Here is a 17,224-nt window from a genome sequence, read left to right as displayed (position 1 = left end):
ACCCCATGGACATCGTCCCCCTCGACTTCGCGGCCGAGCCCGGCAGGCTGGCCGAATACCACGCGCTCGCGGCCGGCTGGATGGCTCCCGGACCCCGGATACCCGCCCCCCTGTTCCGGCTGATGACCGAGCGCGGCTGGCGGGCCATGCCGGCCGAGACGTGGCTGGCGCTCGACGACGACCGGGTGGTCGGCGGGGCGACCGTGCACTTCCCCGACCGCGACAACACCCACCTGGCCCTGATCCGGTACCTCCAGGTGGACCTGGGGCACCGGCGACGCGGCGTGGGCGGCGCGCTGCTGGCCCACGTCGCCGGACGGGCCCGCGCCCACGGCCGCGCGATGGTGCTCGTCGAGGTCGCCGAGGCGGGTCCCGGCGAGGCGTTCCTCAAGGCCAAGGGCGCGCGGCAGGTCGCCACCCAGGCCCGGCGGGTGCTCGACCTGACCGCCTTCGACGCGCCGGAGCGGCAGGTGCCCGGCTACCGGCTGGAGTACCTGCGCGGCCGTACGCCCGAACCGCTGGTCGGCGACCTGATCACCCTCATGGAGATCATGAACGACGCCCCGCTCGACGACCTGGCGGTCGAGGAGGAGCGCTGGACCCCCGACGGCATCGCCGCTTTCGAGGACGCCTGGGACCTGACGCACCAGGACGTCTTCACCGTGGTCGCCCGCGCCGGCGACGGCTCGCCCGCCGCCTTCACCCGCCTGTTCGCCGACCGCAAGGAGGCCGGCGGCTGGGGCCGGCAGACCGACACCGGTGTGGTCCGCGCCCACCGCGGCCGGGGCCTCGGCCGGTGGGTCAAGGAGGCCAACACGACCTGGCTGAAGCGGGAGCGCCCCGACCTGACCCGCGTGATCACCTGGAACGCCGTCGCCAACGGCCCCATGGTCGCGATCAACGAAGGGATGGGCTACCGGCTCCTCGACGTCTGGCACGAGTGGGAACTGCGCGTATGAACATCGTTCCGCTCGACTGGGCCGCCTCCCCCGACCTGGCGGCGGGCTACCACCGGGTGGCCGGCGGCCTGCACGCCCCCGGACCGCCGCTGTCGCCCGCGCTGTTCCGGTTGTGGGTGGAGCGCGGCTGGCGCTCGGTGCCCTCCGAGACCTATCTCGCCATCGACGACGGCCGGGTGATCGGCGGCGTGACCCTCCACCTGTTCGACCGCGACCGTCTCGGCGACGTGCTGATCCGGGTGCTCGAAGTGGCCCCCGACCGGCGCGGCCGGGGCGTCGGCTCGGCCCTGCTCGGCGTCGCCCGCGAACGCGCCCGCGCCCTCGGCCGCTCGAAGCTGATCGTCGAGGCGAAGGACGAGGGTTTCCTCGCCCGCCGCGGCTTCCGCGCCGTGTACACCGAGGCCAGGCGGGTGCTCCACCGGTCGAGCCAGGCGGCCCCGGCCCCCGCCCCCGACGGCTACACCTTCGAGACGACCCTAGGCCCCACCCCGCCCGGCCGCCTCGACGAGATGGTGCCCCTGCTGGCCGCCATGAACGACGCCCCGACCGACGACCACGAGGTCGACGCCGAACGCTGGACCACCACCCTGGTCCGCGCCTACGAGGACACCTGGGCCCCGGCCCGCCAGACCGTCTACACGACGGTCGCCCGCGCCGCCGACGGCGAGGCGGCGGCCTTCACCCGGGTCTTCGCCGACGCCGACGACCCGGCGGGCTGGGCCCGGCAGACCGACACGGCCGTGCTCAAGCGGCACCGCGGCCGCAACCTGGGATTCCACGTCAAGCTGCGCAACAACGCCCACATGTTCGCGGCCGAACCGGCGGTCGACCGCGTGATCACCTGGAACGCGGTCTCGAACCACCACATGATCGCCATCAACGAGCGCCTGGGCTACCGGCTCCTGGACGTGTGGCAGATCTGGGAACTGCGCGAATGACCCGCAGGACGTCCGCGAGCCGCTCCAACGGCGGACCGGCCAGCGCCAGCCGCAGCCCGTTGGCGGTCGCCGGGGGCACCGCGAAGGCGTCCGACGCGGAGACCAGGATGCCCTTCCCGGCCAGGTCGGCGGCGGCCACGTCGCTCCTGATCTCCTCGGGAAGCGGCAACCAGCCGAACGACGAACCGGTGACACCGGGTCGACGGGCATCATGGACGGCATGGACTCGCTGATCTTCTTAGAGCCCGAGCACCACGAACTCATCGGCCGTGACCAGGCGCTCGCGGCCGTGGTGGCGGCGCCCACCTACGCGGGGATCATCGCTTTGGCCGCGCGCCTGATCGTCAGGGTCGCCGGTCTCGACGACGACCTCTCCCGCACCGCCCTGACCGCGACCGCACCCGACGAGGACCTGCGCCGCCGACTGGCCGAGCGCGCCGACGCCCTGCGGGCCGAGGCGGCCGCCGTGGCGAGCGGGCCGACCGGGCCGGGATGGGATTCGCCCGCCGGACGGCTGCTGATCCGGGAACAGGCGGTCAGAGGTCTGGGTCACGCGCTCGGCCCGGCCGACGGCAAGACGGCCCGTGCGGTCATCCGGAGCGGCCGGACCCTCCGGCTCGACGAGGACGGAGACGACTTCCTGACACTGGAGGTGCTTTTCGTCCTGGACGACCGTCTCGGCCGGTGAAAAAAGGGGACCCGTCGGGCCGGCCCGGACTGTGCCACCAAGTCCGGGAGAGGCCCGACGGGTCCTGACTTAGACGCTACCCTTCTTCTGGCCGTTGAGCTGCGCCGTTACTGAGAACTGTCAAGAACGGTCAGACGGCGAGCAGTTTGCGGGCCTCCTCTCCTTGGAGGTCGGCGGCCGTTCCGGCGTGGACGACGTGGCCTCCGTCGAGGATCAGGTAGCGATCGGCCAGGCGCATGGCCAGGTCGAGGTACTGCTCCACGAGGAGGACGGCGATTCCCGAGGCGTGCAGGGTCTCGATCGCCTCCTCGATCTCGATGATGATCGACGGCTGGATGCCCTCGGTCGGCTCGTCGAGGATCAGGAGCTTCGGTTTGGTCACCAGGGCCCGCGCGATGGCGAGCTGCTGCTGCTGGCCGCCCGACAGGAAGCCGGCCCGGCGCTTCAGCAGCGGTTTGAGGCGGGGGAACACGTCGAGCGCCTCGTCGAGCGCCGACTGGGGGTTCCCGGACGCCTCCAGCGTCACCAGCAGGTTGCCGAGGACGCTGAGCTGGGGGAAGGTCTCGTGGCCCTGGGGGACGTACCCCATGCCGAGTTTGACCCTCTCGTGGGGCTTCATCTTGGTGACGTCGTGGCCCTCGAAGGTCACCGTCCCGCCGGTCGCCGGGATGACGCCCATGATCGTGTTGAGCAGGGTCGTCTTGCCGACGCCGTTGCGGCCCATGACGCAGACGAGCTGCCCCGGTTCGACCGCCAGCCCGACGCCGAAGAGCACCCGGGCGCGGCCGTATCCGGCCTCCAAATCGTCAACTGACAACATCGTGTGCGGCCTCCTCGCGCGCGCGACCCAGATAGACCTCTTGTACCCGCGGATCGGCCCGCACTTCGTCCACCGAGCCCTCTATCAGGAGTTTTCCCTCGTGGAGCACGGTGACGGTGGACGCGTACCGCCGCAGGAAGTCCATGTCGTGCTCGATCACGATGACGGTGTGGTCCTTGGCGATCTCGGTGAGCAGGTCGCCGGTCCGGGCCCGTTCGTCGGCCGACATGCCTGCGACCGGCTCGTCGAGCAGCAGCAGGCGGGGGCCCTGGGCGATCAGCATGCCGATCTCCAGCCACTGGCGCTGCCCGTGGGAGAGCACGCCCGCCTTCTTCTTCGCGAGGTCCCCGAGCCCGGTCGTCTCCAGCGCCTCGGCGACCTTCTCGGTCACGCCCCTGCGCCGGGCCAGCAGCGAGAGCAGCGGCCGGCGGAACGAGGCGGCCAGGTCGAGGTTCTCCAGGACGGTCAGCTCCTCGAAGACCACCGAGGTCTGGAAGGTGCGCCCGATCCCGAGCCGCACCCGCTCGTGCTCCCGTTTGCCGTTGATGACCGCGCCGTCGAAACCGACCGTGCCGGTCGTCGGCTTGGTCAGGCCGGTGATGATGTCGATCAGGGTGGTCTTCCCGGCGCCGTTCGGGCCGATCAGGAAGCGGAGCTCGCCGTGGTCGACGGTGAAGTCGACCCCGTCGAGCGCCCGGAACCCGTCGAAGACGACCGAGACGTCGCGGACCTCCAGCAGGGCGGTCATGCCGTCACGTCCTTCCTGCGGAAGAACCCGATGATCCCCTTCGGCGCGAGGCCGATGACCAGGATGAACAGCGCGCCCTGGAGGTAGAGCCACGCGTCGGGCAGTTCCTCGCTGAAATAGGTCTTGGCGTAGCCCATGAGGACCGCGCCGAGCACGGCCCCGGCGAGCGCGAACCGCCCGCCGACGGCGACCGCGACCACGAGCTCCAGTGACGGCACGACCCCGAGCAGGGCCGGCGAGATGATGCCGACGACCGGCACGAACAGCGCGCCCGCTATGCCCGCCATGACCGCCGAGAGGGTGAAGGTGATCGTCTTGACGGTGGCCGGGTTGTAGCCGAGGAACCGCACCCGGTCCTCGCCGTCGCGCACCGCCAGGAGCAGCCGCCCGAACCGCGACCGCTGGAGCTGCCAGGCGCCGAGGAACAGCACGCCGAGCACGATCGCGACGGTGAAGTAGAGGCCGCGCTGGGTGGAGTCGGCGGCGACGTCCTGGCCGAAGAACTCGAAGAAGTTGGTCAGGCCGTTGGTGCCGCCGGTCAGGCCCTGCTGGCCGACGAGGAGGATCACCATGGCCGCCGCGAGGGCCTGGGTGAGGATCGCGAAGTAGGCGCCCCGCACCCGTTGCCGGAACACCAGCGTGCCGAGCAGCCAGGCGACCGCCCCGGGCACGACCACCACCATGGCGATCGCGAAGACGGGGTTGCGGAACGGCTCCCACAGGGCGGGCAGCGTCTCGACGCCGCTCCAGACCATGAAGTCGGGCAGGCCGTCGCCGGCGTCGTTGAGCTTGAGGTGCATGCCCATGGCGTAGCCGCCGAGGCCGAAGAACACCCCCTGCCCGAGGGTCAGCATGCCGCCCTGGCCCCAGGCCAGGCCGATGCCGAGGGCGACGATCGCGTAGGTGAGGTACTTGGCCAGCAGCCCCAGCCGGAACGGCTCCAGCACCAGCGGCATGACGACGAGCCCGATGACCGCGACGAGCGCGAAGAGGGCGGGCCCGCGCCAGTCGCGCGGCTCCTTGACGGGGGCCGGGGTGACGGGGGGCTTCTCGAGGATGGCTGTCATGTCAGCGCCCTTGAACGGAGGACGAACAGGCCCTGCGGCCGGAACTGGAGGAAGGCGATGATCACCACGAACACGATCACCTTGGCCAGGCTCGCGTTGGTCCAGAACTCCGCGTACGAGTTCAGCAGGCCCAGCGCCAGCGCGGCGATGACCGCGCCGCGCAGCTGCCCGAGGCCGCCCGCGACGACCACGAGGAACGCGTCGACGATGTAGTAGGTGCCGAGCGTCGGGCCGACGGGCCCGATGAGGGTGAGGGCGACCCCGGCGATCCCGGCCAGCCCCGACCCGATGAAGAAGGTGCGCTGGTCGACCCGCCCGGTGTTGATGCCGCTGGTCGCGGCGAGCTGCCGGTTCTGCATCACGGCCTGCATCCGGCGGCCCTGCGCGCTCCGGTTCATGTAGACCCAGATCGCCACGACCGACCCCACGGCCAGCAGCAGGATGAACAGCCGGTTGTACGGCATCGGCCCGAGCGTGCCCTGCAACCACGTCGGCGACGTCACCTGCACGTTCGGCGCGCCGAACAGGTCGCGCGCCACCTGCTGGAGCACGAGCGAGACGCCCCAGGTCAGCAGCAGCGTGTCGAGCGGCCGGCCGTAGAAGTGCCGGATGGCCGCGCGTTCGAGGATCAGCCCCATCAGCCCGGCGACCAGGAACGCCACCGGCAGCGCCACCAGCACGGCGTTCCGGCCGGCGAAGTCCTGCAGCAGGTAGGCCGTGTACGCCCCGGCCATGATGAACTCGCCGTGGGCCATGTTGATCACGCCCATCTGCCCGAACGTGAACGTCAGCCCGAGCGCGATGAGCAGCAGGACCGCCCCGATCGACAACCCGATCGGCAGCTGGTTGAGGATTCCCTCCACCCTGCCCCCTTTCTGGAGGTACGGTCCCGGGGCGCACGCGGGCGCCCCGGGAGGAGCGGCGTCAGGAGGCGAGGCTCCCGGCCCACGGATACGACTTCAGGTAGGGGTCGGGCTTGATCGGCTCACCCGAGTTCCAGACCTCCTTGATCAGCCCGTCGGGCTGGATGATGCCGATCCGGGCCGTCTTGTACATGTGCTGCGTCTCGCCGTCGATGGTGACCAGGCCCTCGGGACGCTCCAGCGCGATCCCGCCGGACGCCTTCTTGACCGCCTCGACCTCGACCGTGCCGGCCTTCTTGACCGCCTCGGCCCACAGGTAGACCGCGTTGTAGCCGGCCTCCATCGGGTCGGAGGTGACCTTGGCGTCGCCGTACTTGGCCTTGAAGGCGGCCACGAACTTGCTGTTGGCCGCGTTCTCGGTGGTCTGGTAGTAGTTCCACGCCACCGGGTGGCCGACGATGTTGTCGACGCCGATTCCGGTGACCTCCTCCTCGGCCACCGAGACCGAGAGCACGGGCATCGACTCGGCGGTCACGCCGGCGCTCTTCAATTGCTTGAAGAAGGCGACGTTGCTGTCGCCGTTCAGCGTGTTGAAAACCGCGTCGGGCTTCGCCTGCACGACCTTGTTGGTCAATGTGGAGTATTCGGTGTGGCCGAGCGGCGTGTATTCCTCGCCGAGGATCGTCATTCCGTTCGCGGCCGCGTACGCCTTGATGATCTTGTTGGCGGTACGGGGGAAGACGTAGTCGCTGCCGACCAGGAAGATCTTGGTCTTGCCCTGTTCCTTCAGGTAGTCCAGGCCCGGGATGATCTGCTGGTTGGTCGTCGCGCCCGTGTAGAAGATGTACGGGGAGGACTCCAGGCCCTCGTACTGGACCGGATACCAGAGCAGCGCCTTGTGGCGTTCGAAGACCGGGAGCATCGCCTTGCGCGAGGCCGAGGTCCAGCCGCCGAAGACGGTGGCGACCTTGTCCTGGCTGATCAGCTTGTTGGCCTTCTCGGCGAAGGTCGGCCAGTCGGAGGCGCCGTCCTCGACCACCGGTTCGAGCTTCTTGCCGAGCACGCCGCCCGCGGCGTTGATCTCCTCGATCGCGAGCAGCTCGGCGTCGCGGACCGTGACCTCGCTGATGGCCATCGTGCCGCTGAGCGAGTGCAGCAGGCCGACCTTGATGGTGTCGCCGCCCGCCGCGGCCGCGCCACCGGTCGTGCTCTCGGTCGGCTCGCCGCCGCACGCGGCCAGCGCCAGCACCAGACCCGCGCCCACCGCGGTCCGTAAGAATGCGTTAAGCAATGAATTTCCTCCTTGCCGATACGGCCCCCGCACCGACCCATCTGCCGCAAAGGTGATCGAGCGCGATTTCCCGGGAAAATCGGGGAGGTTAATAGCCGATTACCGAAACTTCACCCAACGGACGAACGCTACAGACGGCGCTATCATTGACCGGCGGCGCCGGAAAACGCGGAAACGCGTCCGTCATCACCCCGAAACGCCATTGAAACCGATCTTTCTTAGGGTCCGGCCATGCGGCTCACCCCACACGAGCAGGAACGCCTGCTCATTCACGTCGCGGCCGGCGTCGCGCGCGACCGGATGGACCGAGGCCTGCGCCTTAACCATCCGGAGGCCACCGCGATCATCGCCTCGTTCCTGCTCGAAGGGGCCCGCGACGGCCAGTCGGTCGCCGATCTCATGGACGCGGGCCGCAAGGTCCTGCGCCGTCAGGACGTCATGGAGGGCGTGCCGGAGATGCTGGACTCCGTCCAGATCGAGGCCACCTTCCCCGACGGCACCAAGCTCGTCACCGTCCACCACCCGATCACATGACGGTCCCCGGAGAGATCGTGCCGGGCGACGGGCCCGTGCCGCTGAACCCCGGCCGCGAGCGGGTGACGCTGCGGGTGGTGAACACCGCCGACCGGCCCGTTCAGGTGGGCTCCCACTACCACTTCGCCGCCGCCAACCCCGGGCTGGAGTTCGACCGCGAGGCCGCCTGGGGTCACCGACTCGACGTGCCGGCGGGCACCGCCGTCCGGTTCGAGCCGGGCGTCGAGCGCGACGTCACCCTGGTGCCCATCGCCGGGAAGCGGGTCGTGCCCGGCCTGCGCTCCGAATGGGCCGGCCCTCTCGACGGAGGCCCCCATGCCTGAGATCTCCCGCGCCCGCTACGCGGCGCTCTACGGCCCGACCACCGGCGACCGGATCAGGCTGGCCGACACCGACCTGTTCGTCGAGGTCACCGACGACCTCGCGATGGGCCCCGCCGGAGCCGGCGACGAGGCGGTGTTCGGCGGCGGCAAGGTGATCCGCGAGTCGATGGGCCAGGCCCGCGCCACCCGTGCCGAGGGCGCCCCCGACCTGGTGATCACCGGCGCGGTGATCCTCGACCACTGGGGCGTCGTCAAGGCCGACATCGGGGTGCGCGACGGCCGGATCGTCGCCATCGGCAAGGCCGGCAACCCCGACACGATGGACGGGGTCCACCCCGACCTGGTGATCGGCCCGTCGACCGAGATCCTGGCCGGCAACGGCAAGATCGTCACCGCCGGGGCGGTCGACTCCCACGTCCACCTGATCTGCCCCCAGATCGTCGAGGAGGCCCTAGCCAGCGGCGTCACCACCCTGGTCGGCGGCGGCACCGGCCCCGCCGAGGGCACCAAGGCGACCACCGTCACCGGCGCCTGGTACGTCGGCCGGATCCTGGAGGCGATGGACGGCATGCCCGTCAACGTCGCCCTCCTCGGCAAAGGCAACACCGTCAGCAGCGAGGCGCTGCTGGAGCAGCTGCGGGCGGGCGCGTCGGGCTTCAAGCTGCACGAGGACTGGGGCACCACCCCCGCCGCGATCGACGCGTGCCTGGCGGTCTGCGACGCCACCGGGGTGCAGGTCGCCATCCACACCGACACCCTCAACGAGGCCGGGTTCGTCGAGTCGACCCTGGCGGCGATCAACGGCCGGAGCATCCACGCCTACCACACCGAGGGCGCCGGCGGCGGGCACGCCCCCGACATCATCAAGGTCGCCGGGGAGCGCAACATCCTGCCGTCGTCGACCAACCCGACCCGGCCCCACACGGTCAACACCCACCACGAGCACCTCGACATGCTCATGGTCTGCCACCACCTGAACCCGTCGATCCCCGAAGACCTGGCCTTCGCCGAGTCCCGCATCCGCCCCTCGACGATGGCGGCCGAGGACGTCCTGCACGACATCGGCGCCATCTCGATGATCGGCTCCGACTCCCAGGCGATGGGCCGCGTCGGCGAGACGATCATCCGCACCTGGCAGACCGCCCACGTGATGAAGAAGCGCCGCGGCGCGCTGTCCGGCCCGGCCGACAACCTCAGAGCCCGCCGGTACGTCGCCAAATACACCATCAACCCGGCGATCGCCCACGGCCTCGACGCCGAGGTCGGCTCGGTCGAAGTCGGCAAGCTGGCCGACCTGGTGCTCTGGACCCCGGCGTTCTTCGGCGTCAAGCCCGACCTGGTCGTCAAGGGCGGCATGATCGCCTACGCCCAGATGGGCGACGCCAACGCCTCCATCCCGACCCCGCAGCCGGTCCTCCCCCGCCCCATGTTCGGCGCCTACGGCGCGGCCCCGTCTCGGACCTCGGTCCACTTCGTCGCGCCCCTGGCCCTCGAAGGCGACCTGGCCGACCGCCTGCGCGTCGAGCGGCGGCTGGTCCCGGTGGCCGACGTCCGCGGCCGGGGCAAGGAGTCGATGCCCCTCAACGACGCCCTGCCCGACATCGACGTCCACCCCGACACCTTCGCCGTCAAGGTCGACGGCGAACTGATCGAACCGGCCCCGGCCGAGGTCCTGCCCATGGCCCAGCGCTACTTCCTCTTCTAGGCGAAGGTCCATGGACGTAACGGCGACCGAAGCCCCCGCCCTGACCGGCGCGGCCTCCGGCATGCCGCCGACAACCGACCTGACCGGTCAGCCGGGCCCGGCCGATCTGACCGGCCTGACCGGCCTGTCCGGTCTGCTGCTGCTCGCCGACTCGCGGCTGCCCGCGGGCGGTCACGCCCATTCGGGCGGCGCGGAGGAGGCCTGCCGCACCGGCGCGATCTCCGGCCCCGAGGACCTGGCGCGGTTCCTCCGGGGCCGGCTCGCGACGGCGGGCCGGGTGGCGGCGGCCTTGGCCTGGTCCGCCTGCGCGGCAGCCCATGTACCGAAATTTCCGGACACCGAAGTGCCGGACATCCGCGCCGCGGACTCCGGCGACCCCACTTCGACCGGGCCTGCGGGCGCGGCCGATGCGGCTGACAAGTGGCGGCTGCTCGATGCCGAGGCCGACGCGCGGATCGCCTCGCCCGCGCAGCGGCTGGCCAGCCGCACCCAGGGCCGCCTTCTCGTCAGGACCGCCAAGCGGATCTGGCCGTCCAGGGCACTCGAAGAGCTGGCCCGCGACGTGCCCGACGGCGCGCACCACCCGATCGCCCTCGGCGTCGCCGCGCGGGCGGCGGGCTGCACGCCCGCGCAGGCCGCCATGGCGGCCGCGTACACGTCCGTCACCGGTGCGGCCACGGCCGCGGTCAGGTTGCTGGGGCTCGACCCGGTGACCGTGCACCGCGTCCTGGCCGACCTCCCCTATGACTCGGTCATCGCCGAACAGCACGACTGGTCCGCGCTACCCGCGCATGCCGCCCCCGCTCTCGATCTGCTGGCCGAACAGCACCTACGTACGGAGGTAAGGCTCTTTGTCAGCTAACCACGATGACCACCACGACGCGCCCGACGGGCACGGCCGGGCGCTGCGCCTGGGCATCGGCGGCCCGGTCGGGAGCGGCAAGACCGCCCTGACCGCGGCGCTCTGCCGGAGCCTCGGGCCGTCGCTCCGCCTGGGCGTGGTGACCAACGACATCTACACGACCGAGGACGCCGACTTCCTGCGCAGGGCAGGCGTCATCGACCCCGACCGGATCCTGGCCGTGCAGACGGGCTGCTGCCCGCACACCGCGATCCGCGACGACATCGCCGCCAACATCGACGCCGTCGAGACCCTGGAGGAGCGCTTCGGCCCCCTCGACCTGGTCATCGTCGAGTCGGGCGGCGACAACCTGACCGCGACGTTCAGCCGGGGCCTGGCCGACCGCCAGATCTTCGTCCTGGACGTCTCCGGCGGCGACAAGGTGCCGCGCAAGGGCGGCCCCGGCGTCACGTCGGCCGACCTGCTGGTGGTCAACAAGACCGACCTCGCCCCGATGGTCGGCGCCGACCTCACGGTCATGTCCCGCGACGCGGCGGCGGTCCGGGAGGGCAAGCCGGTGCTGTTCACCTCGATCCGCGAGGACAAGGGCGCCCACTCGGTCGCCGAATGGGTGTCGGGCCTCGTCGAGTCGTGGCGCCACCAGCACTCCCACAGCCACCTGTCATGACGAAGGCGCTGGTCCGGGCCCGTGCGATCCTGCGCACGGGCCTGGACGACCGGGGCCGCACCCGCGTCGAGACGATGCGCTCCGACCCGCCGATCACGTTGCGCCAGACGGCCCCCGGAGAGGTCCACCTGGTCAGCACCGGCGCGGGCCCCCTGGGCGGCGACCGGCTGAGACTCGACGTCGAGGTCGCCGAAGGCACCTCCCTGACGGTCCGCTCCATCGCGAGCACGCTGGTGCTCCCCGGCACCGGCCGCTCATTGATGGAGATCCACGTGTACGTCGCCTCCGGCGGCTCCCTGGTCTTCGCCCCCGAGCCGACGGTCCTGGCGGCCGCCTGCGACCACCGGATGACCACGGCGATCACCCTGGAGCCCGACGCGTCCCTGTTCTGGCGTGAGGAGATCGTCTTCGGCCGCCACGGCGAGCGGCCGGGCCGCTGCCACTCCCGTTTCGACGCGACGTTCGCCGGCCGTCCCCTGCTCCGTCAGGAGTTCGTCGTGGGCGACCCCGACGCCGACGGCAGCCCGGCGGTGTTCGGCACGGCCCGCTGCGTCGGCAGCACCCTGATCACGGCCGCGTCCAAGGAGGCGGAGGTCGCCGAAGGGGTCGCGGTGCTGCCCCTGGCCGGTCCGGGCACGCTGGTCTCGGCGCTCGCGGCCGACGCGGTCGAACTCCGGAACCGGCTCTCCTGGGGAGAGAGCCGCGTGTCCGTATAGGGGGATTCGCTCGCGCGAGCCACTGTCGGCTTCCGGCCGCCGGCGCCTCGCTTCCCCTAGGCTGGGGAGGTGGCAACCGCACATCCCCCCACACCGGATCGAAGCGGAACAAGCACCTTGTTAGGGCTGGCCGTCGTGATAGCGGGGCTCGGCCTGGCCATGACCGGGGTGCTGCCCTGGTTCGGCATCAGCGCCACGTTCGGGGTCGTCAACGCCGACCTGACCGCCGTCCACGGAACCGAGGACGCGGCCGGCTGGTGGGTCATGGGGTCGGGCGTCGTCGCGGCCGTGCTGGGCGCGCTGGGCATCTCCCGCAACCGGATCGTCACCGGCCTGGCCATCCTGCCGGGCGCGGTCGCGGCGTTCGCGCTGGCGATGTTCCTGACCAGGCCCCATGGGTTCGACCGCCTCTCGATGGCCATCCCGGGCCTGGTCTCGGTCGAACCCACGATCATGTACGGCTGGTTCGCCGGCCTCGGCGCCTCGGTCGTGGTCGCGGCGCTGGCCTGCCTCGCCCTCGTCGGGCGGCGTCAGCCGCCCGGTCAGTCGTAGAAGCCGAGCCGGCGCAGCTGCTTCGGGTCGCGCTGCCACTCCTTGGCGACCTTGACCCGCAGGTCGAGGTAGACGCGGCTGCCGAGCAGCGCCTCGATCTGCTTGCGCGCCCTGCTGCCGACGTCCTTCAGCCGCGAGCCGCCCGGCCCGATGACGATGGCCTTCTGCGAGTCGCGCTCGACGAACATGAACGCGTAGACGTCGAGCAGGTCGTCGCGCCCCTCACGGGGGCCCATCTCCTCGACCACCACCGCGATCGAGTGGGGCAGCTCGTCGCGCACGCCTTCGAGGGCCGCCTCGCGGATCAGCTCGCCGACCAGCACCTGCTCGGGCTCGTCGGTCAGCTCGCCGCCCGCGTAGAGGGGCGGCGACTCGGGCAGCCGCTCGATCAGCAGGTCGGCCAGCACGTCGAGCTGGTCGTCGCCCTTCGCCGAGACCGGCACGATCTCGGCGAACTCCGCCAGCTGCGACACCGCCAGCAGCTGCTTGGCGACCTGCTCGCGGGTGGCCAGGTCGCACTTGGTGACCACGGCGACCACGGGCGTCTTCTTGACCGCGCCGAGCTTCTCGGCGATGAACCGGTCGCCCTTGCCGATGGGCTCGTTGGCCGGGACGCAGAACCCCAGCACGTCGACCTCGGTCAGCGTGGAGAGCACCAGGCTGTCGAGCCGCTCCCCCAGCAGGGTGCGCGGCCGGTGGAGACCGGGGGTGTCGACGATGACGAGCTGCGCGTCGGGCCGGTGGACGATGCCGCGGATCACCCGCCGGGTGGTCTGCGGCTTGGAGGAGGTGATGGCGACCTTGGTGCCGACCAGGGCGTTCATCAAGGTCGACTTGCCCACGTTGGGCCGCCCCACGAACGCGGCGAACCCCGCGCGGTGCTCAGACATATCGGCCTTTCAGCGAACCGTCGAGGCCCGCGTGGAACAGGATCGCGTTGCCCAGGTCCTCCACCGCCGCCAGGTCTTCCCGGGCGGGCTCCTCGGCGTCGCTGACGAGCGCCGCGGCCTCCAGGCCCTGGGCCCCGCTCGACACGGCCGTCGCCACCGCGACCTGCACGGCGGTCAGCCGCAGCGAGGGCAGGTTCACGTCGGTCGCGACATAGGTCCGGCCGGTCTCGTCACGGACGGCGGCGCCTTCGGCGGTGCCGTTCCTGGCCCTGGCCGACCGCGCCAGGGTGAGGATCTTTTCGTCTTCTGGGTCGAGCGTCACAGGTCAAGGGTAGCGACCTTGCGGGACACCAACCGGGCCAGTTCCTCGGTCGTGCGGGCGTCGGCGCCGCTCATGCCGCCGTTCACCAGGCCGATCACGGCCCCGCCCTGGCGGGCCACGATCAGGTGCATCTCGTAGGGGTAGCCGCCGACCCGGCCGACCAGGCGGCGCGCGACGCCGCCGCCTTCGAGGACGCGCTCCGACACCGCGAGCGGGGCCACGGTCAGCCGGTTGACCTCGCCGGGGGTCTGGTCGCGGGCGGTGGTGCACTTGCGGGAGGCGGCGGCCAGTTCGTCCATCTGGTCGGCGGCCTCGCGGGAGCCGTACAGGGCCAGGGAGACGGCGGCCGTCTGGCCGACCCCCTCACCGAGGTAGCTGGCGGTGGTGGCGGCGGTCAGGCCCTTGCGGGCGGGGCGGCCGGCCATCAGGTTGAACAGGCGGCGGCACTCCTGGACGACCGGTTCGAACGGCTCCTCCCAGCCGGGCCGCGACCGGGTCGCGAAGCCGCGCGGGATCTCGTCGAGGTCGGCGAACAGCGCCTTGATCTTGAGCGCCTGGGGGGTGGTGCGGGCGTCGCCCACGGGCCCCGAGCCACATCCGGCCACGGCGGCGAGCAGACAGCAGGCGATGGTGAGTTTCGCCACGCGCATTTTTCCAGGTCCCCCCGTCGACATCCCCCGGGCTTCATTCCCGGATGTCAACGGGCCTAAAAACATCATTAGGGGGCTCTCGCCGGACGAGAGCCCCCTAATCGATGATCCCCCTCAGATCAGCCGGTGCGCCGCGAACCCCTCCCGGCGCACCGATCGACCCCTTGTGCGGCGCCCCGAACCCCTCCCGGACGCCGTGGAATAAGAATGCCGGGGATGACTTGCAAGTCGCTTAAAGAACGCTTGCGAAGAAACTCCTTGCCGGATGCAAGACACACCCAAGCGGGTGTGAGCATTCTTGGCACGTGACAACCGCGCCCGCCCACCACCGACGCCTCCTGCAGGAGTACGTCGGCAACGCCCGGCTCATGGCCCTGTCCGCCGTCGACGGCGACGGGGCGCCGGCGCTTCTCCCCCTGCCCTTCCACGCGGCCTTCGGGCCCGATCGGCTCATGTTCATCGCCCACCGCGAACGCCCGCTCGTGGCCGGGCTGTCGGCCCGCCCGAAGGTGGCGGGGTCGATCATCGCGGACGCGGGGCGCGGCGTGACCTTCGCCGGGATCGCGAGCGCCGCCGAGTCGCCCGACCCGGTCCGGCTGGCCCCGGGCGAGCGGCTCTACCGGATCGACGTCACCGAGTGGTTGCTCTTCGACGAGCACGCCTACGAATACCGGGTCCACCCGATCAGGACGATTCACGGCTGATACCCGCCCGCGCCGGGACGGCTGCCGAGTCCGCATATTCTGCGTCGGACCTGTTCCTGCGTGTTTGGAGATCGATGTCGGTTTCGGTGCTCCTGGTCGAAGACGACGAGGTGATCCGCAAGAGCGTCGGCATGGCCCTGGAGCGCTACGGCTACCGGGTCGACGCGGCGGCCGACGGCCTGACCGGCCTGGAGCGGTTCCACGCGGGCGGCCACGACCTCCTCCTGCTCGACGTGATGCTGCCCGGCCTCGACGGCATCGGGTTGTGCCGCCGGGTGCGCGAGTCGAGCCTGGTCCCGATCCTGATGATGTCCGCGCGCGGCGACGCCCTCGACGTGGTGTCGGGGCTGGAGGCCGGCGCCGACGACTACGTGGTCAAACCCGCCGACACCGCCGTGCTGGTGGCCAGGATCCGGGCGCTGCTGCGCCGCGCCGCCCCCGCCCCCGGCACCCCCACGCTCGTCTTCGGCGACCTGACCGTCGACCCCGAGGCGCTGGAGGTGCGCGTCGCGGGCGAGCTCGTCTCCCTGGCCCCCACCGAGTTGCGGCTGCTGCTGGAGTTCGCCGCCAACCCCGGCATCGTCCTCGACCGGCAGACGCTGCTGCGCAACGTCTGGGACTACGGCTGGGACGGCGACAGCCGGGTCGTCGACCTGTGCGTGCAGCGGCTGCGCCGCAAGGTCGGGGCCGACCGCGTCGAGACGGTCCGCGGTTTCGGCTACAAGCTGCGGCGCTGAGATGGCCCGCTGGAGATCCCTGCGCTGGCAGATCGCCGCGCTGGTCGCGGTGGCGTCCGGCGTGGTGGCGCTGGCCGTCGGGCTGCTGGTGCACCAGAGCACCTGGGAACGTTCGCTCAGCCTCGGCCGGGACCGGGCGGTGACCGCCCTGCTCACCGGCCCGGTCGACGAGGGCCCGCTGCCGCCCGCGCTGGCCGCCCGGGTCGGGCCTCCGGGCACCTACGCCACCTGGTACGACGACAGCGCCCCCGAGTCTCCCTGGATGTGGGGGGCCGACGGCACCGGGTCCGTGAAGATCGACATGGGCGGCGAGGTGCGCGGGCTGCGCGCCCTCGACCGGAACATGGCGCTCGCCTCGGCGGGCGTGCTGGGCCTGGTGGTGCCGCTGGCGGCGCTGGCCGCCGAACTGCCCAACCACCGCCTGCGGCGGGTCGCCCGCACCGCCCGCCGGATCGCCGAGGGCGACCTGGAGGCCCGCACGTCGGCCGGGCGCGGCGGCGACGAGATCACCGCCATCGCCGCCGCCGTCGACACGATGGCCGCCGCCCTGCACGACCGCCTGCGCGCCGAGCAGCGGTTCACCGCCGACGTCGCCCACGAGCTGCGCACCCCGCTGATGGGCCTGGTCACCTCCGCCGAGCTGCTGCCGGACGGCGAGGTGACCGACCTGGTGCGCGACCGGGTCGGGGTGCTGCGGGTCCTCGTGGAGAACCTGCTGGAGATCTCCCGCCTGGACGCCGGCGCCGAGGCGGCCGACCGGGTCGAGGTGCCGCTGGGCCGCTTCGCCGCCGACTGCGTGCACCGGACCGGCCTGGCGGCCGAGGTGACCGCCCAGGGCGACCCGGTCGCCGTGACCGACCCCCGCCGCCTCGACCGCATCCTCGCCAACCTGGTCGTGAACGCCCACCGCCATGGAAAGGTCCCGGTCGAGGTGCACGTGACGGGCACGACGATCACCGTCCGCGACCACGGGCCGGGCTTCCCCGCGTCGCTGCTGGCGGAGGGGCCGCAGCGGTTCCGGACCGGCGCGGCCGAACGCGGCCGGGGCCACGGCCTGGGGCTGACCATCGCCGCCGGGCAGGCCCGGGTCATCGGGGCCCGGCTCGCCTTCGGCAACGACCCCGAGGGCGGCGCGGTCGCCACCGTGCGGCTGAACTGATACACGGCCGAGCGCCCGCCCATACGCGG

21 protein-coding genes are annotated in these 17,224 nt (G+C 71.7%); 13 read left to right on the top strand and 8 right to left on the bottom strand.

All coding sequences use genetic code 11. The features are described from left to right. Window positions 1-5: 5 nt before the first annotated feature. From AW274_RS35345 to AW274_RS35335, 3 genes are all read left to right on the top strand, one after another. The gene (locus AW274_RS35345) at window positions 6-959 is read left to right on the top strand and encodes a GNAT family N-acetyltransferase (RefSeq protein ID WP_062442413.1); all 954 of its coding nucleotides are present in this window, start codon (window positions 6-8) and stop codon (window positions 957-959) included. Further along, a complete protein-coding gene (locus AW274_RS35340; protein ID WP_062442409.1) occupies window positions 956-1,897 on the top strand; it encodes a GNAT family N-acetyltransferase in 942 nt (313 codons plus the stop codon). Before AW274_RS35345 ends, AW274_RS35340 begins: the two co-directional genes overlap by 4 nt. A 220-nt stretch (window positions 1,898-2,117) precedes the next feature. Beyond that, window positions 2,118-2,585: a hypothetical protein gene (locus AW274_RS35335; RefSeq protein WP_157520908.1), complete on the top strand. Its 468-nt coding sequence runs from the start codon at window positions 2,118-2,120 to the stop codon at window positions 2,583-2,585. A 130-nt stretch (window positions 2,586-2,715) separates the two neighbouring features. Here the strand turns inward: AW274_RS35335 and urtE are convergent, their stop codons facing one another. The 5 genes from urtE to urtA all read right to left on the bottom strand — a co-directional run bounded on the left by urtE (window position 2,716) and on the right by urtA (window position 7,374). Continuing rightward, entirely contained in the window at window positions 2,716-3,405 is a 690-nt protein-coding gene (gene urtE / locus AW274_RS35330) for an urea ABC transporter ATP-binding subunit UrtE (RefSeq protein WP_062442403.1), read from the bottom strand. Next, on the bottom strand, window positions 3,392-4,153 hold the full coding sequence (gene urtD / locus AW274_RS35325) for an urea ABC transporter ATP-binding protein UrtD (RefSeq protein ID WP_062442401.1): 762 nt from the start codon (window positions 4,151-4,153) through the stop codon (window positions 3,392-3,394). The genes urtE and urtD overlap by 14 nt, the downstream gene beginning before the upstream one ends. Continuing rightward, complete coding sequence (gene urtC / locus AW274_RS35320) at window positions 4,150-5,220, bottom strand: urea ABC transporter permease subunit UrtC (RefSeq protein ID WP_083975382.1); 1,071 nt, start codon at window positions 5,218-5,220, stop codon at window positions 4,150-4,152. Before urtC ends, urtD begins: the two co-directional genes overlap by 4 nt. Continuing rightward, complete coding sequence (gene urtB, locus AW274_RS35315; protein ID WP_062442398.1) at window positions 5,217-6,083, bottom strand: urea ABC transporter permease subunit UrtB; 867 nt, start codon at window positions 6,081-6,083, stop codon at window positions 5,217-5,219. The genes urtC and urtB overlap by 4 nt, the downstream gene beginning before the upstream one ends. Window positions 6,084-6,144: 61 nt before the next feature. Then, on the bottom strand, window positions 6,145-7,374 hold the full coding sequence (gene urtA / locus AW274_RS35310) for an urea ABC transporter substrate-binding protein (RefSeq protein WP_157520907.1): 1,230 nt from the start codon (window positions 7,372-7,374) through the stop codon (window positions 6,145-6,147). A gap of 231 nt (window positions 7,375-7,605) precedes the next feature. Between urtA and AW274_RS35305 the strand changes: the two genes are divergently transcribed. From AW274_RS35305 to AW274_RS35275, 7 genes are all read left to right on the top strand, one after another. Further along, window positions 7,606-7,908: an urease subunit gamma gene (locus AW274_RS35305; protein ID WP_062340111.1), complete on the top strand. Its 303-nt coding sequence runs from the start codon at window positions 7,606-7,608 to the stop codon at window positions 7,906-7,908. After that, window positions 7,905-8,231 (top strand): urease subunit beta, encoded by a 327-nt coding sequence (locus AW274_RS35300; protein ID WP_062442390.1) that lies wholly within the window; start codon window positions 7,905-7,907, stop codon window positions 8,229-8,231. Before AW274_RS35305 ends, AW274_RS35300 begins: the two co-directional genes overlap by 4 nt. Further along, window positions 8,224-9,936, top strand: a complete 1,713-nt coding sequence (locus AW274_RS35295) for an urease subunit alpha (protein ID WP_062442385.1) — start codon at window positions 8,224-8,226, stop codon at window positions 9,934-9,936. The genes AW274_RS35300 and AW274_RS35295 overlap by 8 nt, the downstream gene beginning before the upstream one ends. 10 nt (window positions 9,937-9,946) lie before the next feature. Beyond that, the gene (locus AW274_RS35290; RefSeq protein WP_232320642.1) at window positions 9,947-10,798 is read left to right on the top strand and encodes an urease accessory protein UreF; all 852 of its coding nucleotides are present in this window, start codon (window positions 9,947-9,949) and stop codon (window positions 10,796-10,798) included. Further along, window positions 10,788-11,465: an urease accessory protein UreG gene (ureG, locus tag AW274_RS35285; protein ID WP_062442380.1), complete on the top strand. Its 678-nt coding sequence runs from the start codon at window positions 10,788-10,790 to the stop codon at window positions 11,463-11,465. The genes AW274_RS35290 and ureG overlap by 11 nt, the downstream gene beginning before the upstream one ends. After that, window positions 11,462-12,181 carry an urease accessory protein UreD gene (locus AW274_RS35280; protein ID WP_062442376.1) on the top strand — a complete coding sequence of 240 codons (720 nt, stop codon included), beginning with the start codon at window positions 11,462-11,464 and terminating at the stop codon, window positions 12,179-12,181. The genes ureG and AW274_RS35280 overlap by 4 nt, the downstream gene beginning before the upstream one ends. A gap of 135 nt (window positions 12,182-12,316) precedes the next feature. After that, window positions 12,317-12,733 (top strand): hypothetical protein, encoded by a 417-nt coding sequence (locus tag AW274_RS35275; RefSeq protein ID WP_157520906.1) that lies wholly within the window; start codon window positions 12,317-12,319, stop codon window positions 12,731-12,733. Here the strand turns inward: AW274_RS35275 and era are convergent. The 3 genes from era to AW274_RS35260 are packed head-to-tail and all read right to left on the bottom strand — an operon-like array spanning window position 12,724 to window position 14,589. Further along, on the bottom strand, window positions 12,724-13,623 hold the full coding sequence (gene era, locus AW274_RS35270; protein WP_062442367.1) for a GTPase Era: 900 nt from the start codon (window positions 13,621-13,623) through the stop codon (window positions 12,724-12,726). The two genes, AW274_RS35275 and era, sit on opposite strands and share 10 nt — an antisense overlap. Then, window positions 13,616-13,945 (bottom strand): cytidine deaminase-like protein, encoded by a 330-nt coding sequence (locus tag AW274_RS35265; protein ID WP_062442364.1) that lies wholly within the window; start codon window positions 13,943-13,945, stop codon window positions 13,616-13,618. The genes era and AW274_RS35265 overlap by 8 nt, the downstream gene beginning before the upstream one ends. Then, window positions 13,942-14,589, bottom strand: a complete 648-nt coding sequence (locus AW274_RS35260; RefSeq protein WP_157520905.1) for a hypothetical protein — start codon at window positions 14,587-14,589, stop codon at window positions 13,942-13,944. The genes AW274_RS35265 and AW274_RS35260 overlap by 4 nt, the downstream gene beginning before the upstream one ends. 311 nt (window positions 14,590-14,900) lie before the next feature. Between AW274_RS35260 and AW274_RS35255 the strand changes: the two genes are divergently transcribed. The 3 genes from AW274_RS35255 (at window position 14,901) to AW274_RS35245 (ending at window position 17,195) form a co-directional block, all read left to right on the top strand. After that, complete coding sequence (locus tag AW274_RS35255) at window positions 14,901-15,299, top strand: pyridoxamine 5'-phosphate oxidase family protein (protein ID WP_062442358.1); 399 nt, start codon at window positions 14,901-14,903, stop codon at window positions 15,297-15,299. 74 nt (window positions 15,300-15,373) lie between these two features. After that, complete coding sequence (gene cseB, locus AW274_RS35250; protein ID WP_062442354.1) at window positions 15,374-16,036, top strand: two-component system response regulator CseB; 663 nt, start codon at window positions 15,374-15,376, stop codon at window positions 16,034-16,036. 1 nt (window position 16,037) lies between these two features. Next, window positions 16,038-17,195, top strand: coding sequence for a sensor histidine kinase (locus AW274_RS35245; protein ID WP_062442350.1), 1,158 nt, complete (start codon window positions 16,038-16,040; stop codon window positions 17,193-17,195). Window positions 17,196-17,224 lie beyond the last annotated feature (29 nt).

Source organism: Herbidospora daliensis (assembly GCF_001570585.1).
GTDB classification, from domain to species: Bacteria; Actinomycetota; Actinomycetes; order Streptosporangiales; family Streptosporangiaceae; genus Herbidospora; species Herbidospora daliensis.
Note: the sequence above shows the minus strand (reverse complement) of the source record. Positions and strands in the feature narration are given on the sequence as shown.